Annotated in this window: 18 protein-coding genes; 14 read left to right on the top strand and 4 right to left on the bottom strand. The window is 41.0% G+C overall.

Going from position 1 to position 17,187, the window contains the following annotated elements:
• The 10 genes from B5D47_RS00885 to fliJ all read left to right on the top strand — a co-directional run bounded on the left by B5D47_RS00885 (position 1) and on the right by fliJ (position 9,017).
• Positions 1-636, top strand: coding sequence for an amino acid ABC transporter permease (locus tag B5D47_RS00885; RefSeq protein ID WP_078930135.1), 636 nt, complete (start codon positions 1-3; stop codon positions 634-636).
• A 45-nt stretch (positions 637-681) separates the two neighbouring features.
• On the top strand, positions 682-1,434 hold the full coding sequence (locus B5D47_RS00890; RefSeq protein WP_078929911.1) for an amino acid ABC transporter ATP-binding protein: 753 nt from the start codon (positions 682-684) through the stop codon (positions 1,432-1,434).
• Between the two features lie 41 nt (positions 1,435-1,475).
• Positions 1,476-1,892, top strand: coding sequence for a flagellar basal body rod protein FlgB (gene flgB, locus B5D47_RS00895; RefSeq protein ID WP_078929912.1), 417 nt, complete (start codon positions 1,476-1,478; stop codon positions 1,890-1,892).
• A 133-nt stretch (positions 1,893-2,025) separates the two neighbouring features.
• The gene (gene flgC, locus B5D47_RS00900; RefSeq protein ID WP_078929913.1) at positions 2,026-2,487 is read left to right on the top strand and encodes a flagellar basal body rod protein FlgC; all 462 of its coding nucleotides are present in this window, start codon (positions 2,026-2,028) and stop codon (positions 2,485-2,487) included.
• Positions 2,488-2,729: 242 nt separating this feature from the next.
• Entirely contained in the window at positions 2,730-3,044 is a 315-nt protein-coding gene (gene fliE, locus B5D47_RS00905) for a flagellar hook-basal body complex protein FliE (RefSeq protein ID WP_078929914.1), read from the top strand.
• Between the two features lie 143 nt (positions 3,045-3,187).
• Positions 3,188-4,972: a flagellar basal-body MS-ring/collar protein FliF gene (gene fliF, locus B5D47_RS00910; protein WP_078929916.1), complete on the top strand. Its 1,785-nt coding sequence runs from the start codon at positions 3,188-3,190 to the stop codon at positions 4,970-4,972.
• Positions 4,973-4,975: 3 nt separating this feature from the next.
• Entirely contained in the window at positions 4,976-6,055 is a 1,080-nt protein-coding gene (fliG, locus tag B5D47_RS00915; RefSeq protein ID WP_078929917.1) for a flagellar motor switch protein FliG, read from the top strand.
• A gap of 49 nt (positions 6,056-6,104) precedes the next feature.
• The gene (gene fliH, locus B5D47_RS00920) at positions 6,105-7,049 is read left to right on the top strand and encodes a flagellar assembly protein FliH (RefSeq protein WP_078929919.1); all 945 of its coding nucleotides are present in this window, start codon (positions 6,105-6,107) and stop codon (positions 7,047-7,049) included.
• 20 nt (positions 7,050-7,069) lie between these two features.
• Positions 7,070-8,572: a FliI/YscN family ATPase gene (locus B5D47_RS00925; RefSeq protein WP_078929921.1), complete on the top strand. Its 1,503-nt coding sequence runs from the start codon at positions 7,070-7,072 to the stop codon at positions 8,570-8,572.
• 16 nt (positions 8,573-8,588) lie between these two features.
• Positions 8,589-9,017, top strand: a complete 429-nt coding sequence (gene fliJ / locus B5D47_RS00930; RefSeq protein ID WP_078929923.1) for a flagellar export protein FliJ — start codon at positions 8,589-8,591, stop codon at positions 9,015-9,017.
• A gap of 5 nt (positions 9,018-9,022) precedes the next feature.
• Here the strand turns inward: fliJ and B5D47_RS00935 are convergent, their stop codons facing one another.
• On the bottom strand, positions 9,023-10,663 hold the full coding sequence (locus B5D47_RS00935) for a nucleoside kinase (protein ID WP_078929924.1): 1,641 nt from the start codon (positions 10,661-10,663) through the stop codon (positions 9,023-9,025).
• Between the two features lie 48 nt (positions 10,664-10,711).
• Positions 10,712-11,182: an arginine repressor gene (locus tag B5D47_RS00940; protein WP_078930136.1), complete on the bottom strand. Its 471-nt coding sequence runs from the start codon at positions 11,180-11,182 to the stop codon at positions 10,712-10,714.
• 206 nt (positions 11,183-11,388) lie between these two features.
• On the opposite strand from B5D47_RS00940, the gene aroF reads away from it, so the two are divergent.
• The 3 genes from aroF to B5D47_RS00955 all read left to right on the top strand — a co-directional run bounded on the left by aroF (position 11,389) and on the right by B5D47_RS00955 (position 15,616).
• Positions 11,389-13,329 carry a 3-deoxy-7-phosphoheptulonate synthase gene (aroF, locus tag B5D47_RS00945; RefSeq protein WP_078929926.1) on the top strand — a complete coding sequence of 647 codons (1,941 nt, stop codon included), beginning with the start codon at positions 11,389-11,391 and terminating at the stop codon, positions 13,327-13,329.
• Positions 13,330-13,394: 65 nt separating this feature from the next.
• Entirely contained in the window at positions 13,395-13,886 is a 492-nt protein-coding gene (ilvN, locus tag B5D47_RS00950; protein ID WP_078929928.1) for an acetolactate synthase small subunit, read from the top strand.
• Entirely contained in the window at positions 13,886-15,616 is a 1,731-nt protein-coding gene (locus tag B5D47_RS00955; protein ID WP_078929930.1) for a hypothetical protein, read from the top strand. The genes ilvN and B5D47_RS00955 overlap by 1 nt, the downstream gene beginning before the upstream one ends.
• Here B5D47_RS00955 and B5D47_RS00960 read toward each other — a convergent pair.
• Together B5D47_RS00960 and B5D47_RS00965 are read right to left on the bottom strand one after the other, a co-directional pair.
• The gene (locus B5D47_RS00960; protein ID WP_078929931.1) at positions 15,613-16,170 is read right to left on the bottom strand and encodes an MBL fold metallo-hydrolase; all 558 of its coding nucleotides are present in this window, start codon (positions 16,168-16,170) and stop codon (positions 15,613-15,615) included. The two genes, B5D47_RS00955 and B5D47_RS00960, sit on opposite strands and share 4 nt — an antisense overlap.
• A 1-nt stretch (position 16,171) precedes the next feature.
• The gene (locus B5D47_RS00965; RefSeq protein ID WP_078929933.1) at positions 16,172-16,849 is read right to left on the bottom strand and encodes a pentapeptide repeat-containing protein; all 678 of its coding nucleotides are present in this window, start codon (positions 16,847-16,849) and stop codon (positions 16,172-16,174) included.
• Between the two features lie 52 nt (positions 16,850-16,901).
• Between B5D47_RS00965 and B5D47_RS00970 the strand changes: the two genes are divergently transcribed.
• Positions 16,902-17,186 carry a hypothetical protein gene (locus B5D47_RS00970; RefSeq protein ID WP_078929934.1) on the top strand — a complete coding sequence of 95 codons (285 nt, stop codon included), beginning with the start codon at positions 16,902-16,904 and terminating at the stop codon, positions 17,184-17,186.
• The last annotated feature ends 1 nt before the right edge of the window (position 17,187 follow it).

Raw genomic sequence — 17,187 nt, forward strand, 5'->3', positions numbered from 1 at the left:
ATGGCAAAACTTATATTAACAATGCTTCAATCGAGTTTGGTTTCGCTTGAAGTTTTCTTTTTAACGCTGCTTTTTTCAATTCCTCTTGCTTTGCCGATTACAATGGCGCGCGTGTCGAAATTTAAGCCTCTTTCTATGCTGGCAAATGCTTTTCTGCTCATAATCCGCGGAACTCCGTTGATGCTCCAGTTGATCGTCGTTTATTTTGGTCCTTTCTATCTTTTTAAGTTTTCCTGGGATCGCTTTACAGCGGCAATTATTGCGCTTTCGGTAAATTATGCCTGTTATTTTGCAGAGATTTATCGAGGAGGATTGCAGTCGATTTCTGTCGGTCAGTATGAAGCTGCAAAAGTTCTCGGCTATACAAAGACACAGACTTTTTTTAAGATTGTTTTGCCTCAGGTTGTAAAGAGAATTGTTCCTCCGATGGGAAACGAGGTAATTACTCTCGTAAAAGATACCGCATTGGTAAGCGTAATCGGAGTAGTCGAGCTTTTAAGAACGGCTCAAACTCATTCAAGCAGACTTTTTAGCACGACACCGATTTTTATTGCCGGCGTATTTTATTTTTTGATGAACTGGGTCGTAACGGCTGTCTTTATTCACCTTGAAAAAAAACTTGATTATTATAAATAAGACATTTTTTTAAGCTGAAAATTCAAAACTGGCGGATATATAAAGATGAGTATAATTTCTGTAAAAAACGTAAATAAATTTTTTGGAGACGGAGTTCAGGTTTTAAAAGACGTGTCTTTTGAAGTTGAACAGGGCGAAGTTCTTGGAATTATCGGTCCTTCTGGCTCTGGAAAATCGACTCTTCTTCGTTCTATTGCCCAGCTTGTAAAAATTGACAGCGGAACTATTACAATTTGCTCCCAGCAGCTTGTAAAAGACGGCGTTTATGCAGATAAAAAAACTCAAAGAGAAATCGCCTTAAATCTCGGCTTTGTTTTTCAGAATTTCAATCTTTTTCCGCATTATTCTGTCTTAAAAAATATAATGGATCCTCAGGTTACGGTTCTTGGTGTTCCTAATGAAGAAGCCGAAGAGACTGCGGTTCACCTTATCCAGCGCATGGGACTTTCTGGAAAAGAAAACAATTATCCGTGCGAGCTTTCCGGCGGTCAGCAGCAGCGTGTTAGCATTGCGCGTGCTCTTGCCTTAAAGCCAAAGGTTTTGCTTTTTGATGAGCCTACAAGCGCCCTCGATCCTGAGCTTACAGGAGAAATTCTTGAAATTATCCGCGGACTTGCAAAGTCAAAAATGACGATGATTGTTGTAACTCACGAAATGGCGTTTGCCCGCGACACAAGCGACAAAATTCTTTTTCTTGACGCAGGCCATGTTGTTGAATACGGCGATCCAAAAGAACTCATAAACAATCCTAAAAATGTCCGCATGCAAGAATTCTTAAAACGCTTTAACAATCGATAAAAAATTATAAACAAAAAATTTCAACTGCCGATATATTTAATATGAATACTTTTACAAGGTCAGTTGAACTTTTACACCGTGCGATGGATGTCAACTCGTTGCGGTATCAGGTTTCTGCAAACAATATAGCAAACTCGGAAGTGCCGAATTACAAAAGGCAGACTGTCAATTTTGAAAGCGAATTAAAACGTGCTTTTGAAAGCGAAGCAGATAAAACCCATAAATTTGAATTGACCAGAACAGACAGCAGGCATTTTGCCCTCGAAGAGCCTTATGACTGGAAAACTGTTGAGCCTCGTCGTGTTACTGACTGGACGACAACTGCGGATGCCAACGGAAATAACGTTGATGCGGAATATGAAGCGACTGTTGTTTTGAAAACGCAGATGAACTACAGGCTTTTAGCCCAGCTTCAGAATTTTGAATTCAGCCAGGTTAAGCTTGCAATGAGAAAATAGTTTTTTCTTGCTTTTGGTTTGCGTCGCAAACTTTCTTATCAACTGCAGTTTCTCACTTTGCTGCGAAATTGCGTTAAAAGGTCAAACTGGAAATTGAAATTTCCTCATTGACTTTTTTATGGGAGAATTTTTTATGGGAATGTTTACTTCAATCAATATTGCAACGACAGGAATGAGCGTAGAACGTCTTCGTTCTGATGTAATTTCAAACAATATTGCAAACGTTTCTACGACACGCACTCCTGAAGGCGGAGCATTTAAAAAATCTTCTGTAATTGTTGAGCCAATCGCTTCTGCTCATCCGACATGGCGCATGCCTTTTGTAAATGCTGAGCAGGACAACGGTCCTGGAAAAGGCGTTCGCGTAAAAGAAATTGTAAAAGATACTTCAAAAGGCCGCATGGTTTATGAGCCGTCAAATCCGGACGCAATTCAATCTGGCCCGGATAAAGGCTATGTTGAATATCCGAATGTAAATATTGTAAACGAAATGGTAAACTTAATTTCAGCAAGCCGCGCTTACGAGGCAAACTCTACTGTAATTCAGGGCGCAAAGGACATGTTCTCTGTGGCGCTTGAAATTGGAAGAGGCTGATTTTTTTTCTGGTTATTCAAGTGATTCTGTAGACAAGCATTGTCAATTTGATTAAAATTTTTGCGGGTAAAAAGAAAGATGTAAGATAAAAACAGCCGAAAATGGCGTCTGTTTTTATCTTTAAAAGTTTGCGTTGCAAACTTTCTTATAATATGTTGTTTCTCTCTTCGTTGCGAAACAACTTAAAAAGTCAATCCTAAAACTGAAGTTTTAATCTTGACTTTTTATGGGGAGGTCAATAAATGAATGTTATGAATATTTCAAACGTTTCTGACTTGTCGTACACAAATTCTTTTCAGTCAAACAGTGCAAAAATTTCAACTCAAAATACAAATAAACGCAGTTTTGAATCTTATATTCTTGAAGCGGTGGATGCTGTAAACGAAAAACAGCTTGACGTAAGCCGTGTTGAGCAAAAACTTATTACAGATCCTGATTCTGTGGATATTCATGATGTTACGACCGCAATGGCAAAGGCTCAAATGTCGCTGAATCTTGCACAGACGGTGATTGACAGGCTTCTTACAGGCTGGAGCGAACTTCAGACAACACGCTAACGCATAAAAAATATCTTTTCTGTCTTTTCTTTGTAAAAAATATATGTTATTATAGAATGTATTTAAAAATCTTTTAAACTGAGATTTTAAGGTTTTTCCTTTTTTTATAAAAATTCTTGAAATTCGGTCACGGGAGGGGACAGATGATCGAATGGCTTAAACAACTGCCGGCTAAAATCAAAGAACTTTGGGCTAAATGGAAACCTGTCCAGAAAGGAATTTTCATAGGCATTGTGCTTCTTGTTGTCGTTGCGCTTGCTCTTATGTTCAGGGTAAATTCTGCGCCTGCCGGAGTGCCTCTTTTTACAACTGTTATTCGAGATGAAGATGCCCGCGAAAATATCACAATGCGTCTTGATCAGGAAAACGTAGATTTTCGGGTGCGCGAAGACGGGCTTATCATTGTAAATGACAAAAAAACTGCCGAAAAAATGAAGAGCATTTTGATTACTGAAGGTCTTGTTCCTAAGGAAGTCGATGCTTTTAATCTTTTTGACAAAAGCAGCTGGTCTGATACTGATTTTGACAGAAATATAAAGCTTCAGCGTTCGCTTACAAAACAGTTAAAGCAGCATATTCTTGCAATTGACGATATTGCGAATGCAACTGTAGATCTCACTTTTCCCAAAAAAGAGCTTTTCTCGACCGACCAGAAACCTGTTACCGCTTCTGTTATTGTTACGTTCAAGCCAAACAGCACAATGCCGGAAGAAAGAAAACGCTTAAAAGGTCTGCAGGATTTAATTTTGCGTTCTGTCGTTGGCCTTACTGCCGAAAACCTTACTCTTTCTGATAATTTTGGAAATATTTTAAATGATTTTGAAAGCCTTGCGGAGAGCGACCGTCTGGATAATATTCGCAAGGGAAATAAAATAATCAGTGAAGAAGAAGAGGCTCTCAGAAAACGTGTACTTGAAAGTCTTCAAAAAAACTTTAACGGCGCTGACCGTGTACGCGATTTGGTTGTAAAAATTGAAAAAGATTTGAACTTTGTTTCAAAGGATCAGACTATTTATACTCCGGTAATTATAACGGAGCAGGATCCTGACAAGCCTTATGACACGACTGAAAAAAGAGAATCGATAACTCTTTCTTCTCAAGAAATCAAGAAAACTTGGACCGGAACAGGCTATAATCCTGAAGGTCCGGCTGGAGTTGAAGGACAGAATCCTCCGGTTTATTCCGATATGTCGAACGTAATTGGAAAATCGACCGAAGAGGGAATTACAAAAAACAACGTTGTAAATAAAGAAGAGCGTCATACAGATCAGAATTACGAACTTAAACGTATTTCGGCTTCTGCAAACATTGATGGCCGTTGGGAAACTATCATCGACAAAAACAGAAAGCCGATTGTAATAAACGACCAGAATCTTTCTGAATGGCAGTCTTACTGTCAGCAAAATGAAATTCCACTGGATAACTGCCGCTTGAGCATAGGCCACTTTTTTAGGGTTTATCATCCTGTAAGTCAAAAAGTTATTGATGATGTTACGAAGATTGTTCAGAGCGGAATCAATTACCAGAAAAAACGTGGAGATTCGGTTTCTATTACGAGTTTCCCGATTCCAAGGGACAAAGAGTGGGAAATTGAAGAAGATGCGTATTTCCGCAAGGAAGAAACAAGACGGACTGTGCTTTTTTCTCTTGCAGGAATTACCGTAATTCTTCTGGCATTTATCATCTTTAGGTTTATTAGCCGCGAACTGGACAGAAGACGCCGTTTGCGGGAAGAAGAGATTTTGCGGCGTCAGCAGGCGGAACGCGAAAAGGCTCTCTGGGATGCAAAGCAGGATGGACTTCAGGACGTTACAATGTCTGTCGAAGAGCGTAAACGCGCTGAACTTCAGGAAAATGCAATTGCAATGGCAAAAGAACATCCGGAAGACGTTGCAATGCTTATCCGTACATGGCTGCTGGAGGAATAATTTATGGCTGATGAAAAAGCAAAGACCGCTTCAAAACCGGCAACTGTAAAATCCGGCGGTAAAAAGTCTGGCGCAAAGGATTATAAAAGCCTTACTGGACGGCAGAAGGCTGCAATATTTTTGGTTTCTCTTGGAAGCGACGTTTCTGCCGAAATTATGAAGCACTTGCGCGAAGATGAGGTAGAAACCCTGACTTTTGAAATTGCAAGGCTCGAAACTGTCGATGCCGATTTTAAGGATCAGGTTCTTGAGGAATTCCAGAGCCTTATGGATGCTCAGAATTTTATTTCTACTGGCGGTATCGATTATGCCCGCGAACTTCTCGAAAAATCTCTTGGTTCTCAGAAGGCGATAGATATTATCAACCGTCTTACATCGAGCCTTCAGGTGCGTCCGTTCGACTTTATCCGCCGTACAGATCCATCTCACCTTTTAAACTTTATTCAGACTGAATATCCGCAGACCATTGCCCTTATTCTTGCTTATCTTGAGCCAAATAAGGCGGCAATAATTTTGCAGAATCTTCCTGCAGAAATCCAGCCGGAAGTTTCTCGCCGTCTTGCAACAATGGACCGTACTTCTCCAGATGTTTTGCGCGAAGTTGAGCGCGTTTTGGAGAAAAAACTTTCTACGCTTTCTAGCGAAGACTATACAGCAGCCGGTGGTGTTGAATCGATTGTTGAGATTCTTAACCTTGTTGATCGTTCTTCTGAAAAGCAGATTATCGAATCTTTGGAAGAAGACGATCCGGATCTTGCGGAAGAAATCAAAAAGCGAATGTTCGTTTTCGAAGACATTGTTATGCTCGACGACCGTGCAATTCAGAAAGTTCTGCGCGAAGTCGATACTCAGGAACTTGCAAAGGCCTTAAAGTCTGTAGACACGGAAGTTCAGGACAAAATTTTCCGCAATATGTCAAAACGTGCTGCAAGCATGTTAAAAGAAGATATGGAATTTATGGGACCTGTTCGCTTGAAGGACGTTGAGGAAGCCCAGCAAAAAATTGTTTCTACAATTCGTCGTCTTGAAGATGCCGGTGAAATTGTTATTGCACGTTCCGGAGAAGACGAACTGGTTGTTTAATATTGCATTTCAAAAAAAATAAAAAGTATTTTTATAGAGGGACAGAATCATGAATAAGAACTTGTTTCAGCCTGGCGAAATAAAGACAAAAGAAGGCGAATTTAAGCTTGGACTGGTTCATACTTTTGAAGAGCCTGTTGAAGAAGTTGAAGTTGAAGAAGTTCCTCAATACACAGGTCCTACTGCAGACGATTTAAAGCGTGAGGCTGAAGATTTTAAAGTTCAATGGGAATCAGAAAAGCAAAAAATGCTTGACGATGCTCAGGCTCAGGCCAATGCAATAATTGAAAGTGCAAAAAATGCTGCTTTTGAGGAAGTAAAAAAGCAGACGGACGAAGTTCAGACAATCAAGGCTCAGGCAGAAACTGAGGCTCAAAAAATAATTGCGGATGCAAGAGAGCAGGCCAGCCAGATTCAGGCAAAATCGGAAATCGAAAAAGACGAAATAAAGCGGAATTCCTATGAAGAGGGATTAAAAGAAGGAAAAAAAGACGGATATGATTCTGGAAAAGAAGAGGTAAATCGTCTTATTGACCGCAGCCACAAAATTCTCGAAGCTGTACTGAACCGCCGTGAGCAGATTTTAAACGAGACAGAAGAGCAGATAATTCAACTTGTGCTTTTAATGACGCGAAAAGTTGTAAAAGTAATGTCAGAAAATCAAAAATCTGTCGTAATGGCAAATGTTTTGTCCGCCCTCAAAAAAGTAAAGGCCCGTGGAGATGTTACAATCCGCGTAAACCTTGAAGACGTAAAGCTTACAACCGAACACATAAAAGATTTTATAGAACAGGTTGAAAGCGTAAGCGGAATTACTGTCGTAGAGGACAGCTCTGTAGAAAAAGGCGGCTGCATCGTTGAGACTGATTTTGGAGCAATCGATGCAAGAATTTCAAGCCAGCTTTCTGAACTCGAGAGCAAAATCCTGGAAATTTCACCTATGAAACCGATTCAGAAAAATCCTGCTTCTGCGCAAACTGCCGCTCAAAAATAGTCAATAGGTTCGGAAAAAGAATGGAACAATTTTTTGATAAATACTTAAAAACCGTTCTTGATACGGAAACAATTCTCTACACTGGAACAGTTACCGCAATAAAGGGGCTTATGATCCGAAGCCGTGGGCCTTATGCAAAAATCGGTGAGCTTTGCACAATAAAAAATGCAGACGGAACTGAACTGGTTGCAGAAGTTGTAGGTTTTGACCAGGAAGAAAATGCCGTAAACCTGATGGCTTATGGAGATACAAAAGGCATAATGGCAGGAAGTGAAGTCGTTGCAAGCGGAAAAGAACTGCGTGTTCCTGTCGGAAAAAAACTTCTCGGCCGCATAATAGACGCTCTTGGACGGCCTTACGACAAAAAAGGTCCCCTTCAAAACGATGAATATTATCCTGCGATTGCACCGGCTCCTGATCCTTATACAAGAAAAGACATAAACAGACGAATTATAACAGGTGTAAGGGCAATTGATTCTCTTTTAACCTGCGGAAAAGGTCAGAGACTTGGTATTTTTGCAGGTTCCGGCGTTGGAAAATCGACACTTCTTTCAATGATTGCGAGAAATACTAATGCCGACGTAAATGTAATCGGACTTATCGGTGAACGTGGACGCGAAGTTATGGACTTTATTGAGCACGATTTAGGTCCTGAAGGAATGAAACGCTCTGTTGTAGTTGTTGCGACAGGCGACCAAAGTTCAATCGCCCGTCTTCGTGCTGCTTATACGACCACAGCAGTTGCCGAGTATTTTAGAAATCAGGGAAAAGACGTAATGCTTATGATGGACAGCGTTACCCGTTTTTGCCATGCTCAGCGCGAAATTGGAACTGCAAACGGAGAACCTCCAACACAAAGCGGTTATCCTGCAAGCGTATGGGACATGCTTCCGAAACTTTTGGAGCGCACCGGTACAAACGACAAAGGCTCAATTACGGCTTTTTACACAGTGCTTGTCGACGGAGACGACCTTAACGAGCCTGTAAGCGACAAGGTGCGCGGAACTTTGGACGGACATATTGTTTTAAGCAAAAAACTTTTCCGTGAAAGGCATTTTCCTGCAATCGACATAACTTCTTCTATAAGCCGTCTTTGGGACGATGTTACAGGTCCTCAGACACAGCAGGCTGCGAATAAAGTTAGCCGCTTGATTTCAATCTATGAAGAGAACAAAGACATGATAAATGCCGGGGTTTATGTAAAAGGAAGCAATCCGGAAATAGACGAGGCGATTGAGCGTCATCCTGCAATTGAAGAGCTTCTGACACAGTCAAAAACAGACCATTGTACAATAGAAAATACGCTTCAGATTTTGAGCGCAGTTTCCGGAATTGATATTCCTGAGGACGAATATTCGGAAGACGCAGGACTCGGCAAAAAAACGACAGCCCAGCTTGTTCAAGAACGCAAAATAGACGATGTTGCAAGTTCCAATGAACTTTCAAGCGAAAGCATGACGGCTCAAACTGCAAATTCTCTCGAACAGGCGGCAAAAGCGCTCGGCGGACTGTCTAAAAAATAAGACAACTTAAAAAAATATGCAGAAATTTGTCTTTAACATGCAAAAAATTCTGAATCTCCGCAAGTTTGAAGAAAAACAGGCTCAGGCGGAACTCGGAAAGGCCGTAAGCGCCGAAGCCCGGATTCAAGACACTCTCGATTTGCTTGCTGAACAGAACGTGCAGACCGTAAAAAATTCAAAAGGTATAAAGGATGTTCTTGAGCTTCATAACCTTAATAATTATCTAAAGCTTTTAACCCAGCGCAAAGAGCAGCTTCTCAAGGAACTTGCTCAGGCACAGCTTGAGACCGAACAAAAACGCGAAAAAATGAAAGACGCAATGCTCAAAGTCAAGGCCCTCGAAAAGCTAAAGGAAGCACGGCAAAGGGACTGGGCGCTTGAAAACAAACGAAAAGAAGAAAAAGAGCTTGATGACATCGTCAATTCAAAGCAATTCAGAACCTGATCGTTTTAGTAATGGAAACTTGAGCCTCCGATAAATTCGCGGACAATCGACTGTTTTGGAATATAAGTCTCTGGAATCTGGTCAAAGTTATCCAAAAAACGCAGCAGACGGCGCGCCTCGCTGAATTCCGGCATATTCGGTTTTACTGCGTGTAAAAGCGGGCTTGCGTAGACTTTTAAAACAGGAATTTCGTAGTCGAGGGCGGTATTCAAAACTGCATCGGCATTGTTCTGGAACGGAAAAATATGCAGAAGTTCGCCTTTCTGTACGCTTTGCCACATTCCGATTGTGTCTGCGGCGGATTTGCCTCTGAAGCGTGAGTCGCGGACTATGCGGCGGATAAGACGGTTGTCGCTCGAAGGAATACGCGTGTGGTCGTCGATATTCAGCTGGGTAAGGGCCGAAAGATAGATTTTGAACTTAAATTCATTCTTTACCTTTGGAGTAAGCTTGTCGTTTAGACCGTGGATTCCTTCCATAATGAGTATGTCGTTTTGGGCAAGGCGCATGGTTTCGCCAGTGTAATAAGGCTGTCCTAAATCAAAATTGTAAGAAGGAACCTTTATTTCTTTTCCGTCAAAAAGGTCGTTGAGGTTTTGGTTTAAAAGTTCAATGTTGAGGGCTTCAAGACATTCGTAGTCGTAGTTTCCATTTTCGTCCTTTGGATTTTTTTCGCGTCCTACATAATAGTTGTCGAGCGAAATTACTTTTGGATTATAACCGAATGCCTGCAGATGAAGGGCGAGTTTTTTTGCAGATGTTGTTTTTCCAGAAGATGAAGGTCCTGCGATTAAAACAACTTTTACGTTTTTGCGCTCGTGGATTTGTTCTGCGACCTTTGCGTAATTCTGAGACTGGAAAGTTTCTGTAATGTCGATAAAGTCGTTCACCTTGCGTTTTAGAATCAGCCGGTTTAAATCAGCCGCATTCTTTACGTTTACGGTTTTTCCCCAGTTTTTGTATTTTTTATAGATTTCAAAAATCTTAGGGTTGTCGGAAAATTCGCCGAGTTTTTCAGGTTCTTTTTCAGACGGAAATTGCAGTAAAAAGCCTTCGTCATAAGGCAAAAGATCAAAGAATTTTATTTGTCCTGTTGTAAGCGAGCAAGGCCCCTGAAAAATATCAGAAAAAGAGCCGAGGGTATTTACAGTTACTTGAGGAACGCAACGGTATTCAAGCTGGGCGCGGGTGTCTTTTAATCCGTTTTTTTCAAAAAGTTCGCAGGCCGCTTCGTAAGAAGTGATCAAAGTCTGGATTGTCTCGTTTTGTTGGACGATGGAACGCATTTCGCTTTTTATAAGCTCAACCTGCTGTTTTTCTGCCGGAGAATCGTCAAAAGTGTAATAATATGATGAACCCAAACTGTGTCCGATTAAAAGTCTTTTTTCTGGAAAAAGTTTGTGAACGGCGGCGGCAAGAATAAAGCAGAGCGTGCGCCTGTAGACCGCTACTCCGTCTTTTGAATTAAGATACACAGGCTCCAGCTTTCCGTCTGTGAGCATTCTCCAGGAAAGCGGAAGGATTTCGTTATTAAGGCGCAATGCCATAAGAGGAGATGAAGTTTTTTTGAAGTTTGAAAGAAGTTCAGTTCCCTGGGTGCCGAAGTGGCACTGGATTTTTTTGTTTTCGATTGTCAATGTAAGCATAAACTACATTATACCCGATTGGCAAATATTTATAAACAAATTTATTCGTCAATCGTCGAGGTTCGGAATATGCTTTTTTAAGGCCTTCATAAAATGCTCGCCTGTTACGTTTTTTCTGAGGCTTGCAAAAATGCAGTTGTCGCCGGCTACAGTTCCCAAAATTTCGTTCAGATTGAGGCTGTCCAGCGCGTTTGCTACAGAATTTGCCTGTCCGCTGAAAGTTTTTATTACGACTGTGGAATCGTTCCATTCAATGCTGACATAACCGCGCATAAAGTCTTGAACAAAAATCTCTTCGCTTTCGCCGCGATCGTCTTCTCCCGGAAGAGTGTAGACATAGCCTGCGTGCCCGTCGCTCACTTTTCCGACTTTTAAAAGTTTTAGGTCGCGGGAAAGAGTTGCCTGGGTAACCTCATAGCCTTCGTTTGTCAAAAGTCCAAGAAGCTCTTCCTGGCTTTTTATTCTGTTGTTTTTTATAAGTTTTTTTATGGCCTTGAGCCTTGAAGTTCGTTCTTTCAAAAGATTGTCCTTCTGCATATTGTTACACAAAAAAATGCAGTTTTTGCGAAAATTATCCAGTTTTTTGCATAAATTATGTATAAAAATACAAAAAGTGTCAAATAGAGGAAAACAGTTTTGCGGCGTTGCAGTCATCTGCTCAAAAAAAATTCTAGAATTATAGAAGTCTTGTTTTATATTTTTTTATTTTGCTGTAATATGATTTTATGGTAATTGTTCTTAAAAATGATGTCAGCGAAAACGAAAAAAAGAATATAAAAACCCTCTTAAAGTCTAAAAATTTTAAGATTAACGAAGTAAAAGGTGATGAGTCTACGATTCTTGCGGCGGTTGGACGGCTTGCCATGGATATTCGTGAAGTGGAAGTACTTCCGGGTGTTGCAAAAGTTGTGCCGATTTCAAAACCGTACAAACTTGCCAGCCGGGAATTTAAACCGGAAAACACTGTCGTAGAAATTCCAAACAATCGCGGTCAGATTATAAGAATTGGCGGAAGCAGGATTGTTTCTATTGCTGGTCCCTGCGCTGTCGAAAGCCGTGAGCAGATGCTTGAAGCGGCTGCGGCAGTCAGTGCAAGCGGTGCTGTCATGCTTCGCGGAGGAGCCTATAAACCGCGGACTTCGCCTTATGCTTTTCAGGGGCTTGGAGAAGAAGGCTTAAAATACTTAAAAGAAGCCGGAGAAAAATACGGACTTCCTGTTGTTACAGAAATTGTCGATGCGGAATATATTCCTGTTATGGAAAGCAACGGGGTCGATGTCTATCAGGTTGGCGCGCGCAATATGCAGAATTTTGAGCTTTTAAAAAGGCTCGGAAAACTCGGTAAACCTGTTATTTTAAAGCGCGGTCTTTGCGCTACAATCCAGGAATGGCTTATGTCTGCCGAATACCTGCTTTCTAGTGGAACAGACAAGGTTATTTTGTGTGAAAGAGGAATCCGTACCTACGAAACTGCTACGCGCAATACCTTGGATTTAAGTTCAATACCAGTTTTGAGAAGCCTTACGCATCTTCCGGTTATTGTAGATCCTAGCCATGCAGTTGGTGTCCGCGATAAAATTCCTCCTATGGCTCTTGCCGCTGTCGCTGCCGGTGCGGACGGAATTATTGTCGAAGTTCACTGCCACCCGGAACAGGCTCTCTCAGATGCGGCGCAGGCTCTTTATCCGGAGCAGTTTGAAAAAATAATGCGCGATGTGGAAGCCCTTGCTCCTGTAATCGGAAAACAAGTTGCCCATATCCGCGCAGAAGAAAAGACTGAGCCTAAATCATTGCAGGGCGAAGAAAAAAAAGATTCAAAACGCGTGCTCTGCGCTTTTTCCGGAAAAAAGGGCGCTTATGCAGAACAGGCAATCTTTAATTATTTTGAAGATGTGGCTGAGCCTGTCGAAGCTGATTCGTTTGACGAGATTTTTCAGGAAGTTGTTGACGGCAAAGTTCAGTATGGAATGATTCCTATAGAAAACTCAACTGCGGGTTCTGTTTACAACAATTATGACAATCTTACGCGCTACGAGGATATTTCGATTGTCGGCGCGGTTACAATCCGTGTTGAACACAGCCTTTTAGCTCCAAAAGGCGCAACCCTCGAATCAATCAAGCATGTCTACAGTCATCCGCAGGGGCTTGCCCAATGTTCTAATTTTATAAAAAAATATGGATATAAGACGGTGGACACTGTTTCTACGGCGACAGGAGCGGAACTTGTAGGCGAGAAAAACGACATTTCATGCGCAGCTATTGCAAATGCGCGCAATGCAAAACTTTACGGCTTAAATGTTCTTCGTCAGGGAATCGAAAACGACCCGAACAATTACACCCGCTTTGTAATAATCGCCGCAAATCATACAAAAAATTCTCCTAAATTATTGGGAGAGCAAAAGCCAAACCGCGCAACTTTGATGTTCTCGACAAAAAACGAAGCCGGCGCTCTCTACGATACTTTGGGCGTGTTCAAAAATGCAAAATTGAGCATGAACCGTCTTGAATCGCGCCCGATTGCAGGAAAACCGTGGAAATACTGGTTTTACAGCGATGTGGTTATTCCTTCTGATGTAAAAAATCCGGTAAAATATATTGACGACTTTATAAATGTCTTAAAGTCGAATGCGGAAGACATAAGGCTTTTGGGCGTTTATTATGAATAAATAAAAATTTATTTAAGTAAAAATAAAGTAAAAACAGTCAGTTTGACAAAAATAGAGGTAATTATATGGAAAAATTTGTTCTTTCAGCTCTTGTAGAAGATAAATCCGGCGTTTTGAGCCGTGTTTCTGGTCTTTTTAGCCGCCGCGGATTCAATATTGCGTCTCTTACGGTTTGCGAAACCCATAATCCGGAACAGTCGAGAATGACAATTGTCGTTGCAGGCGACGAATATGTTCTTGAGCAGATTGAAAAACAGCTTTCAAAACTTGTTGAAGTAATTTCAATCAGCCACTGCAAAAAAGAAGAAACCTGCGAACGCGAAATGGCATTGATAAAAGTAAAAGCGACAGGAACTGAACGCGCTGTAATAATCGAAACTTGTCAGATTTTCCGTGCGCATATTGTGGACGTTTCTTTCAATTCTGTAATTGTAGAAGCGACAGGAAGCGAAGAAAAAATCGAAAGCCTTATCCGCCTTCTTGAGCCTTATGGAATTCTTGAACTTGTAAAAACGGGTCTCGCCGCAATGGAACGTGGCGAAAAAGTAATGAAGTAATGATAAAAAAAATAATATTCTGGACTTTATTCTGCGCGCTTGTCGCTTCGTGTTCTCAAAAAACTGCTTTTAACTTGCAGATTCCTGACGGAACCGGAATGGAAGAAAGTCCGGTTACAAAAAAAACTGCTCAGAAAAACGACTTTTATATTTTTGAAAAAAGCCAGCAGGAACGGATTGATTTGTTCCGCGGAATGCAGGGCAGCGCGGCCGTTTGTATAAAGCTTAAGGTTGAAAAAGCTTCCCGCAAAAAAGACGGAAGCCAAAATATTGCAAGCCTCGGTTTTTTGTATAAAAACGATTTTAATGGTAGGACTTCTGTTGTTTTTCCACTTTCTTCAAGGTCGCTTATAAATTTTAATTTTGATGATTTTGAAGGGCAGTGCGTAGAAATTGTTTATTCTCTTGAACGCGGAAAAGAATGTCCTGCCGGTTTTTTTGTTGATTTGAGCGGTTCAAAGGCAAAATATTCTGTTGTTTCGGTGCAGATTGCACAGGCGTCCGTCGGATTTGATTATTCTCAGGATTGTGAACGCTATGCCTTTGCTCCGAATGGCGGAAACCTTGTAAAAGATACAAAAAAAATTGATTTTTCCGCGCTTGCAATGTGCTTTTCTCCTGTGAATTCAGAAAAAGCTCTTATGCCAAAGATTTGCTTTTCATTTAACCAGAATGCGGACAGCGTAAAATTCACTTCTGGTGGCGAGCGCTTTACAGTTCGCAACGGCGGTTCTGATTATCTTGATGTTCCTGTGTCAGCCTTGAAATCTCCTTTTTCGGAACTGGAAATAACGGAAAATGCAGAGCAGATAAAAAGCGTCATGGCTGTTTCCAGCGACTGGAATCTTCTTGAAAATTCTTCAGACCTTGTTTTTTCTCCTGTTAATCCGATAAAAGTTGATCCGGGGCTTATAATGCAATGGCCTCAAAAAAACTGGCGCGGTAACGATTACGAGCTTTTTGAATGGGACAGGTTTTCCGGCATTCTTTTTTTTGATATTGCAAATTACTCTGTTCAAAATGATTTTTTCCGCCGCCTTGCTTTTTTTGTAGAAAAGCAAGGCTTTAAGGGAAAACTTTTATCAGATGCACAACTTGAAGGCAAACACGGCTACAATGCGCATGATTACCGTGCTTACGATTTGGCACGCTTTTTTGAAAAAGCCAGAGCCGAAAATTTTCCTTTGAATAAAAAAGAGCTTCTTTTGCGCGAAATCCTCCTCAAAAACTCAATTATCGTTCAAAACGAAGACGGAAGCTTTTCCGAAGGTCGAGGTGCTGTAATTTCAATCAGTCAGGAAAGCCCGCTTTATTTGAGAACAACTTTTGTTGCCCATGAAGGCTGGCACGGAATATTTTTTGTTGATGAAGATTTCCGCAATACCGTTTCGAGCGTGTTTTATTCGCTTCAAATGGCGGATCCGGGGGCGATTGATTTTCTTATAAAGTATTTTCAGGTTACGCCTTCGCTTAATTATGACACCGAAGATGAGTATCTTCTCAAAAACGAATTTATGGCTTATATGCTTCAGCGTCCGGTCTCTGCTTGTGAAAAATATTTTACGGACATGGCGGCCCGCCCTCACTCCCAGTCTTTTATAAAAGAGGAGGCTGATTATATAATCGAAACAAAGGCGGCAGGTTTTTCTGGCTCAGCTCAAATGCTCGAAGATTACGTAAAACGCCGCTGGAACCTTTCTGCCGGACGCGTTTGGATTTTAAGCCGCTAGATGTCAATATTGAACGAGCGTTCTGCGGCAACTGTCGTTATAGGTCCGTGTCCAGGCATAATCGTCGTGTCTTCTTGCTGAGAGAGAATTTTCTGTTCAATTCCGCGCTTTAAAATCATCTTTGAGTAATTGGAATTTGTTTCTCCGATTGTTCCTGCTCCTATCACATCTCCAGAAAAAAGAACAGTTCCGATTTTGTAGACAATCGAGTCCGGAGAATGTCCAGGCACAGGAAAATACTCAATTTCGAGGCCGGCAAGGTTCAGTTTTCCCTCGCCGTGGATAACCTTTGTCTGGATTCCAAAAATATTGGATTCGGCGGCATAAACGTCCGCGTCATAAATCTTTAAAAAGGTTTTTAATCCGCGCAGCTGGTCTTCGTGGTTGTGGGTAACCAAAACTGCGACCGGCCTGTAATTGTTGTCTTCGAGTTGGTTTATCATCTCCTTTGTAATTTTTCCAGGATCGATGATTACGGCTTCGGAGGTCTTTTCGTTTACGACAGAATAGCAGTTTGAAAAACTTTCAATGTTCAGATGGAAGTAGATTTTCATTTTAGTTTGCTCCTGTATTCATCAGAGAAGTTTCTTCGGCATCTCCTGTAAAAAGTGCGCTTCCGCGCTTGTCAAAGATTGCTTCGTTTGTGTTTGAAAGTTTGAATGAAACGTTGTTTGTCTGGGCTTCAAAAAAAACGGTTTTTTTAATGTTGCAGTTTCTGATTGAAGTGTCCATCAAATGAGAGCGTATAAAACGGCTGTTGTACAAGTCAGAATCGTCAAAGGAAGACTGGTAGCTTGAAAGTCCGTTAAAATTGTCCTGGATTAAATCAGAGCCAGTAAAAAGCACATGAATTAGTTTTGTTCCGGCGAAAGAACAGAACTGCATATTGCTTTGAATCAGATTGCAATCCGTAAAAACTGTAAAGTCGAATTTGCACATTCTGCAATGAATTTGAACACAGTCCAATTCAGAAAAAAAACAGTGGGAAAAATCGCAGCCATAAAAGCGGTGTCCGCTCAATGCTGATTTTGAAAATGTTATTCCTGAACAGTTTAGACCGACAATTTTCTGGTTTTCGGAAATATATTTTAGAAGGTCATTTTTTGCTTTTTCAGGTTCTTTTGTGTGCTTGTAGCAGAATTGAGAGTTTTCGATTAAGTTTCCGTTTTTGTCGATACAAGAGATTGAATTGCGTTTGCAGCCAGGATGTGTGCATGGATTATTTAAAAACATAAATCAATTGTATGGGATTGAATGATTTTTATCAAATATTTAAACTGTATTTATGTGCAGAAAATGTGGAAAAAAAATTGAAATTTCAGAAATTTACAGAAATACGCTATGCCCTGTTTGCGGCGCGGATTTACACAGTTGCATAAACTGCCGTTTTTATTCACCGGAAAGCCATTTTGGCTGCAAAGAAACGGTTGAAGAACTTGTTGCGGACAAGGAGCGTTCTAATTTTTGTGAGTATTTTTCTGTAAATAAAGGCGATTTTGCAGGAACTGACGGTTTTTCTCAAAAATCACAGGAAGCACGTTCTGCCTTTAACTCTCTTTTTGGAAATTAAA

The sequence above is a fragment of the Treponema berlinense genome, assembly GCF_900167025.1.
In the GTDB taxonomy this organism is placed as follows: domain Bacteria; phylum Spirochaetota; class Spirochaetia; order Treponematales; family Treponemataceae; genus Treponema_D; species Treponema_D berlinense.

Bases quoted from the DNA above. Each gene is read 5' to 3' on its own strand.
- B5D47_RS00885 (WP_078930135.1), top strand. From the start codon at position 1: ATGGCAAAACTTATATTAACAATGCTTCAATCGAGTTTGGTTTCGCTT.
- B5D47_RS00890 (WP_078929911.1), top strand. From the start codon at position 682: ATGAGTATAATTTCTGTAAAAAACGTAAATAAATTTTTTGGAGACGGA.
- flgB (WP_078929912.1), top strand. From the start codon at position 1,476: ATGAATACTTTTACAAGGTCAGTTGAACTTTTACACCGTGCGATGGAT.
- flgC (WP_078929913.1), top strand. From the start codon at position 2,026: ATGGGAATGTTTACTTCAATCAATATTGCAACGACAGGAATGAGCGTA.
- fliE (WP_078929914.1), top strand. From the start codon at position 2,730: ATGAATGTTATGAATATTTCAAACGTTTCTGACTTGTCGTACACAAAT.
- fliF (WP_078929916.1), top strand. From the start codon at position 3,188: ATGATCGAATGGCTTAAACAACTGCCGGCTAAAATCAAAGAACTTTGG.
- fliG (WP_078929917.1), top strand. From the start codon at position 4,976: ATGGCTGATGAAAAAGCAAAGACCGCTTCAAAACCGGCAACTGTAAAA.
- fliH (WP_078929919.1), top strand. From the start codon at position 6,105: ATGAATAAGAACTTGTTTCAGCCTGGCGAAATAAAGACAAAAGAAGGC.
- B5D47_RS00925 (WP_078929921.1), top strand. From the start codon at position 7,070: ATGGAACAATTTTTTGATAAATACTTAAAAACCGTTCTTGATACGGAA.
- fliJ (WP_078929923.1), top strand. From the start codon at position 8,589: ATGCAGAAATTTGTCTTTAACATGCAAAAAATTCTGAATCTCCGCAAG.
- B5D47_RS00935 (WP_078929924.1), bottom strand. From the start codon at position 10,663: ATGCTTACATTGACAATCGAAAACAAAAAAATCCAGTGCCACTTCGGC.
- aroF (WP_078929926.1), top strand. From the start codon at position 11,389: ATGGTAATTGTTCTTAAAAATGATGTCAGCGAAAACGAAAAAAAGAAT.
- ilvN (WP_078929928.1), top strand. From the start codon at position 13,395: ATGGAAAAATTTGTTCTTTCAGCTCTTGTAGAAGATAAATCCGGCGTT.
- B5D47_RS00955 (WP_078929930.1), top strand. From the start codon at position 13,886: ATGATAAAAAAAATAATATTCTGGACTTTATTCTGCGCGCTTGTCGCT.
- B5D47_RS00960 (WP_078929931.1), bottom strand. From the start codon at position 16,170: ATGAAAATCTACTTCCATCTGAACATTGAAAGTTTTTCAAACTGCTAT.
- B5D47_RS00965 (WP_078929933.1), bottom strand. From the start codon at position 16,849: ATGTTTTTAAATAATCCATGCACACATCCTGGCTGCAAACGCAATTCA.
- B5D47_RS00970 (WP_078929934.1), top strand. From the start codon at position 16,902: ATGTGCAGAAAATGTGGAAAAAAAATTGAAATTTCAGAAATTTACAGA.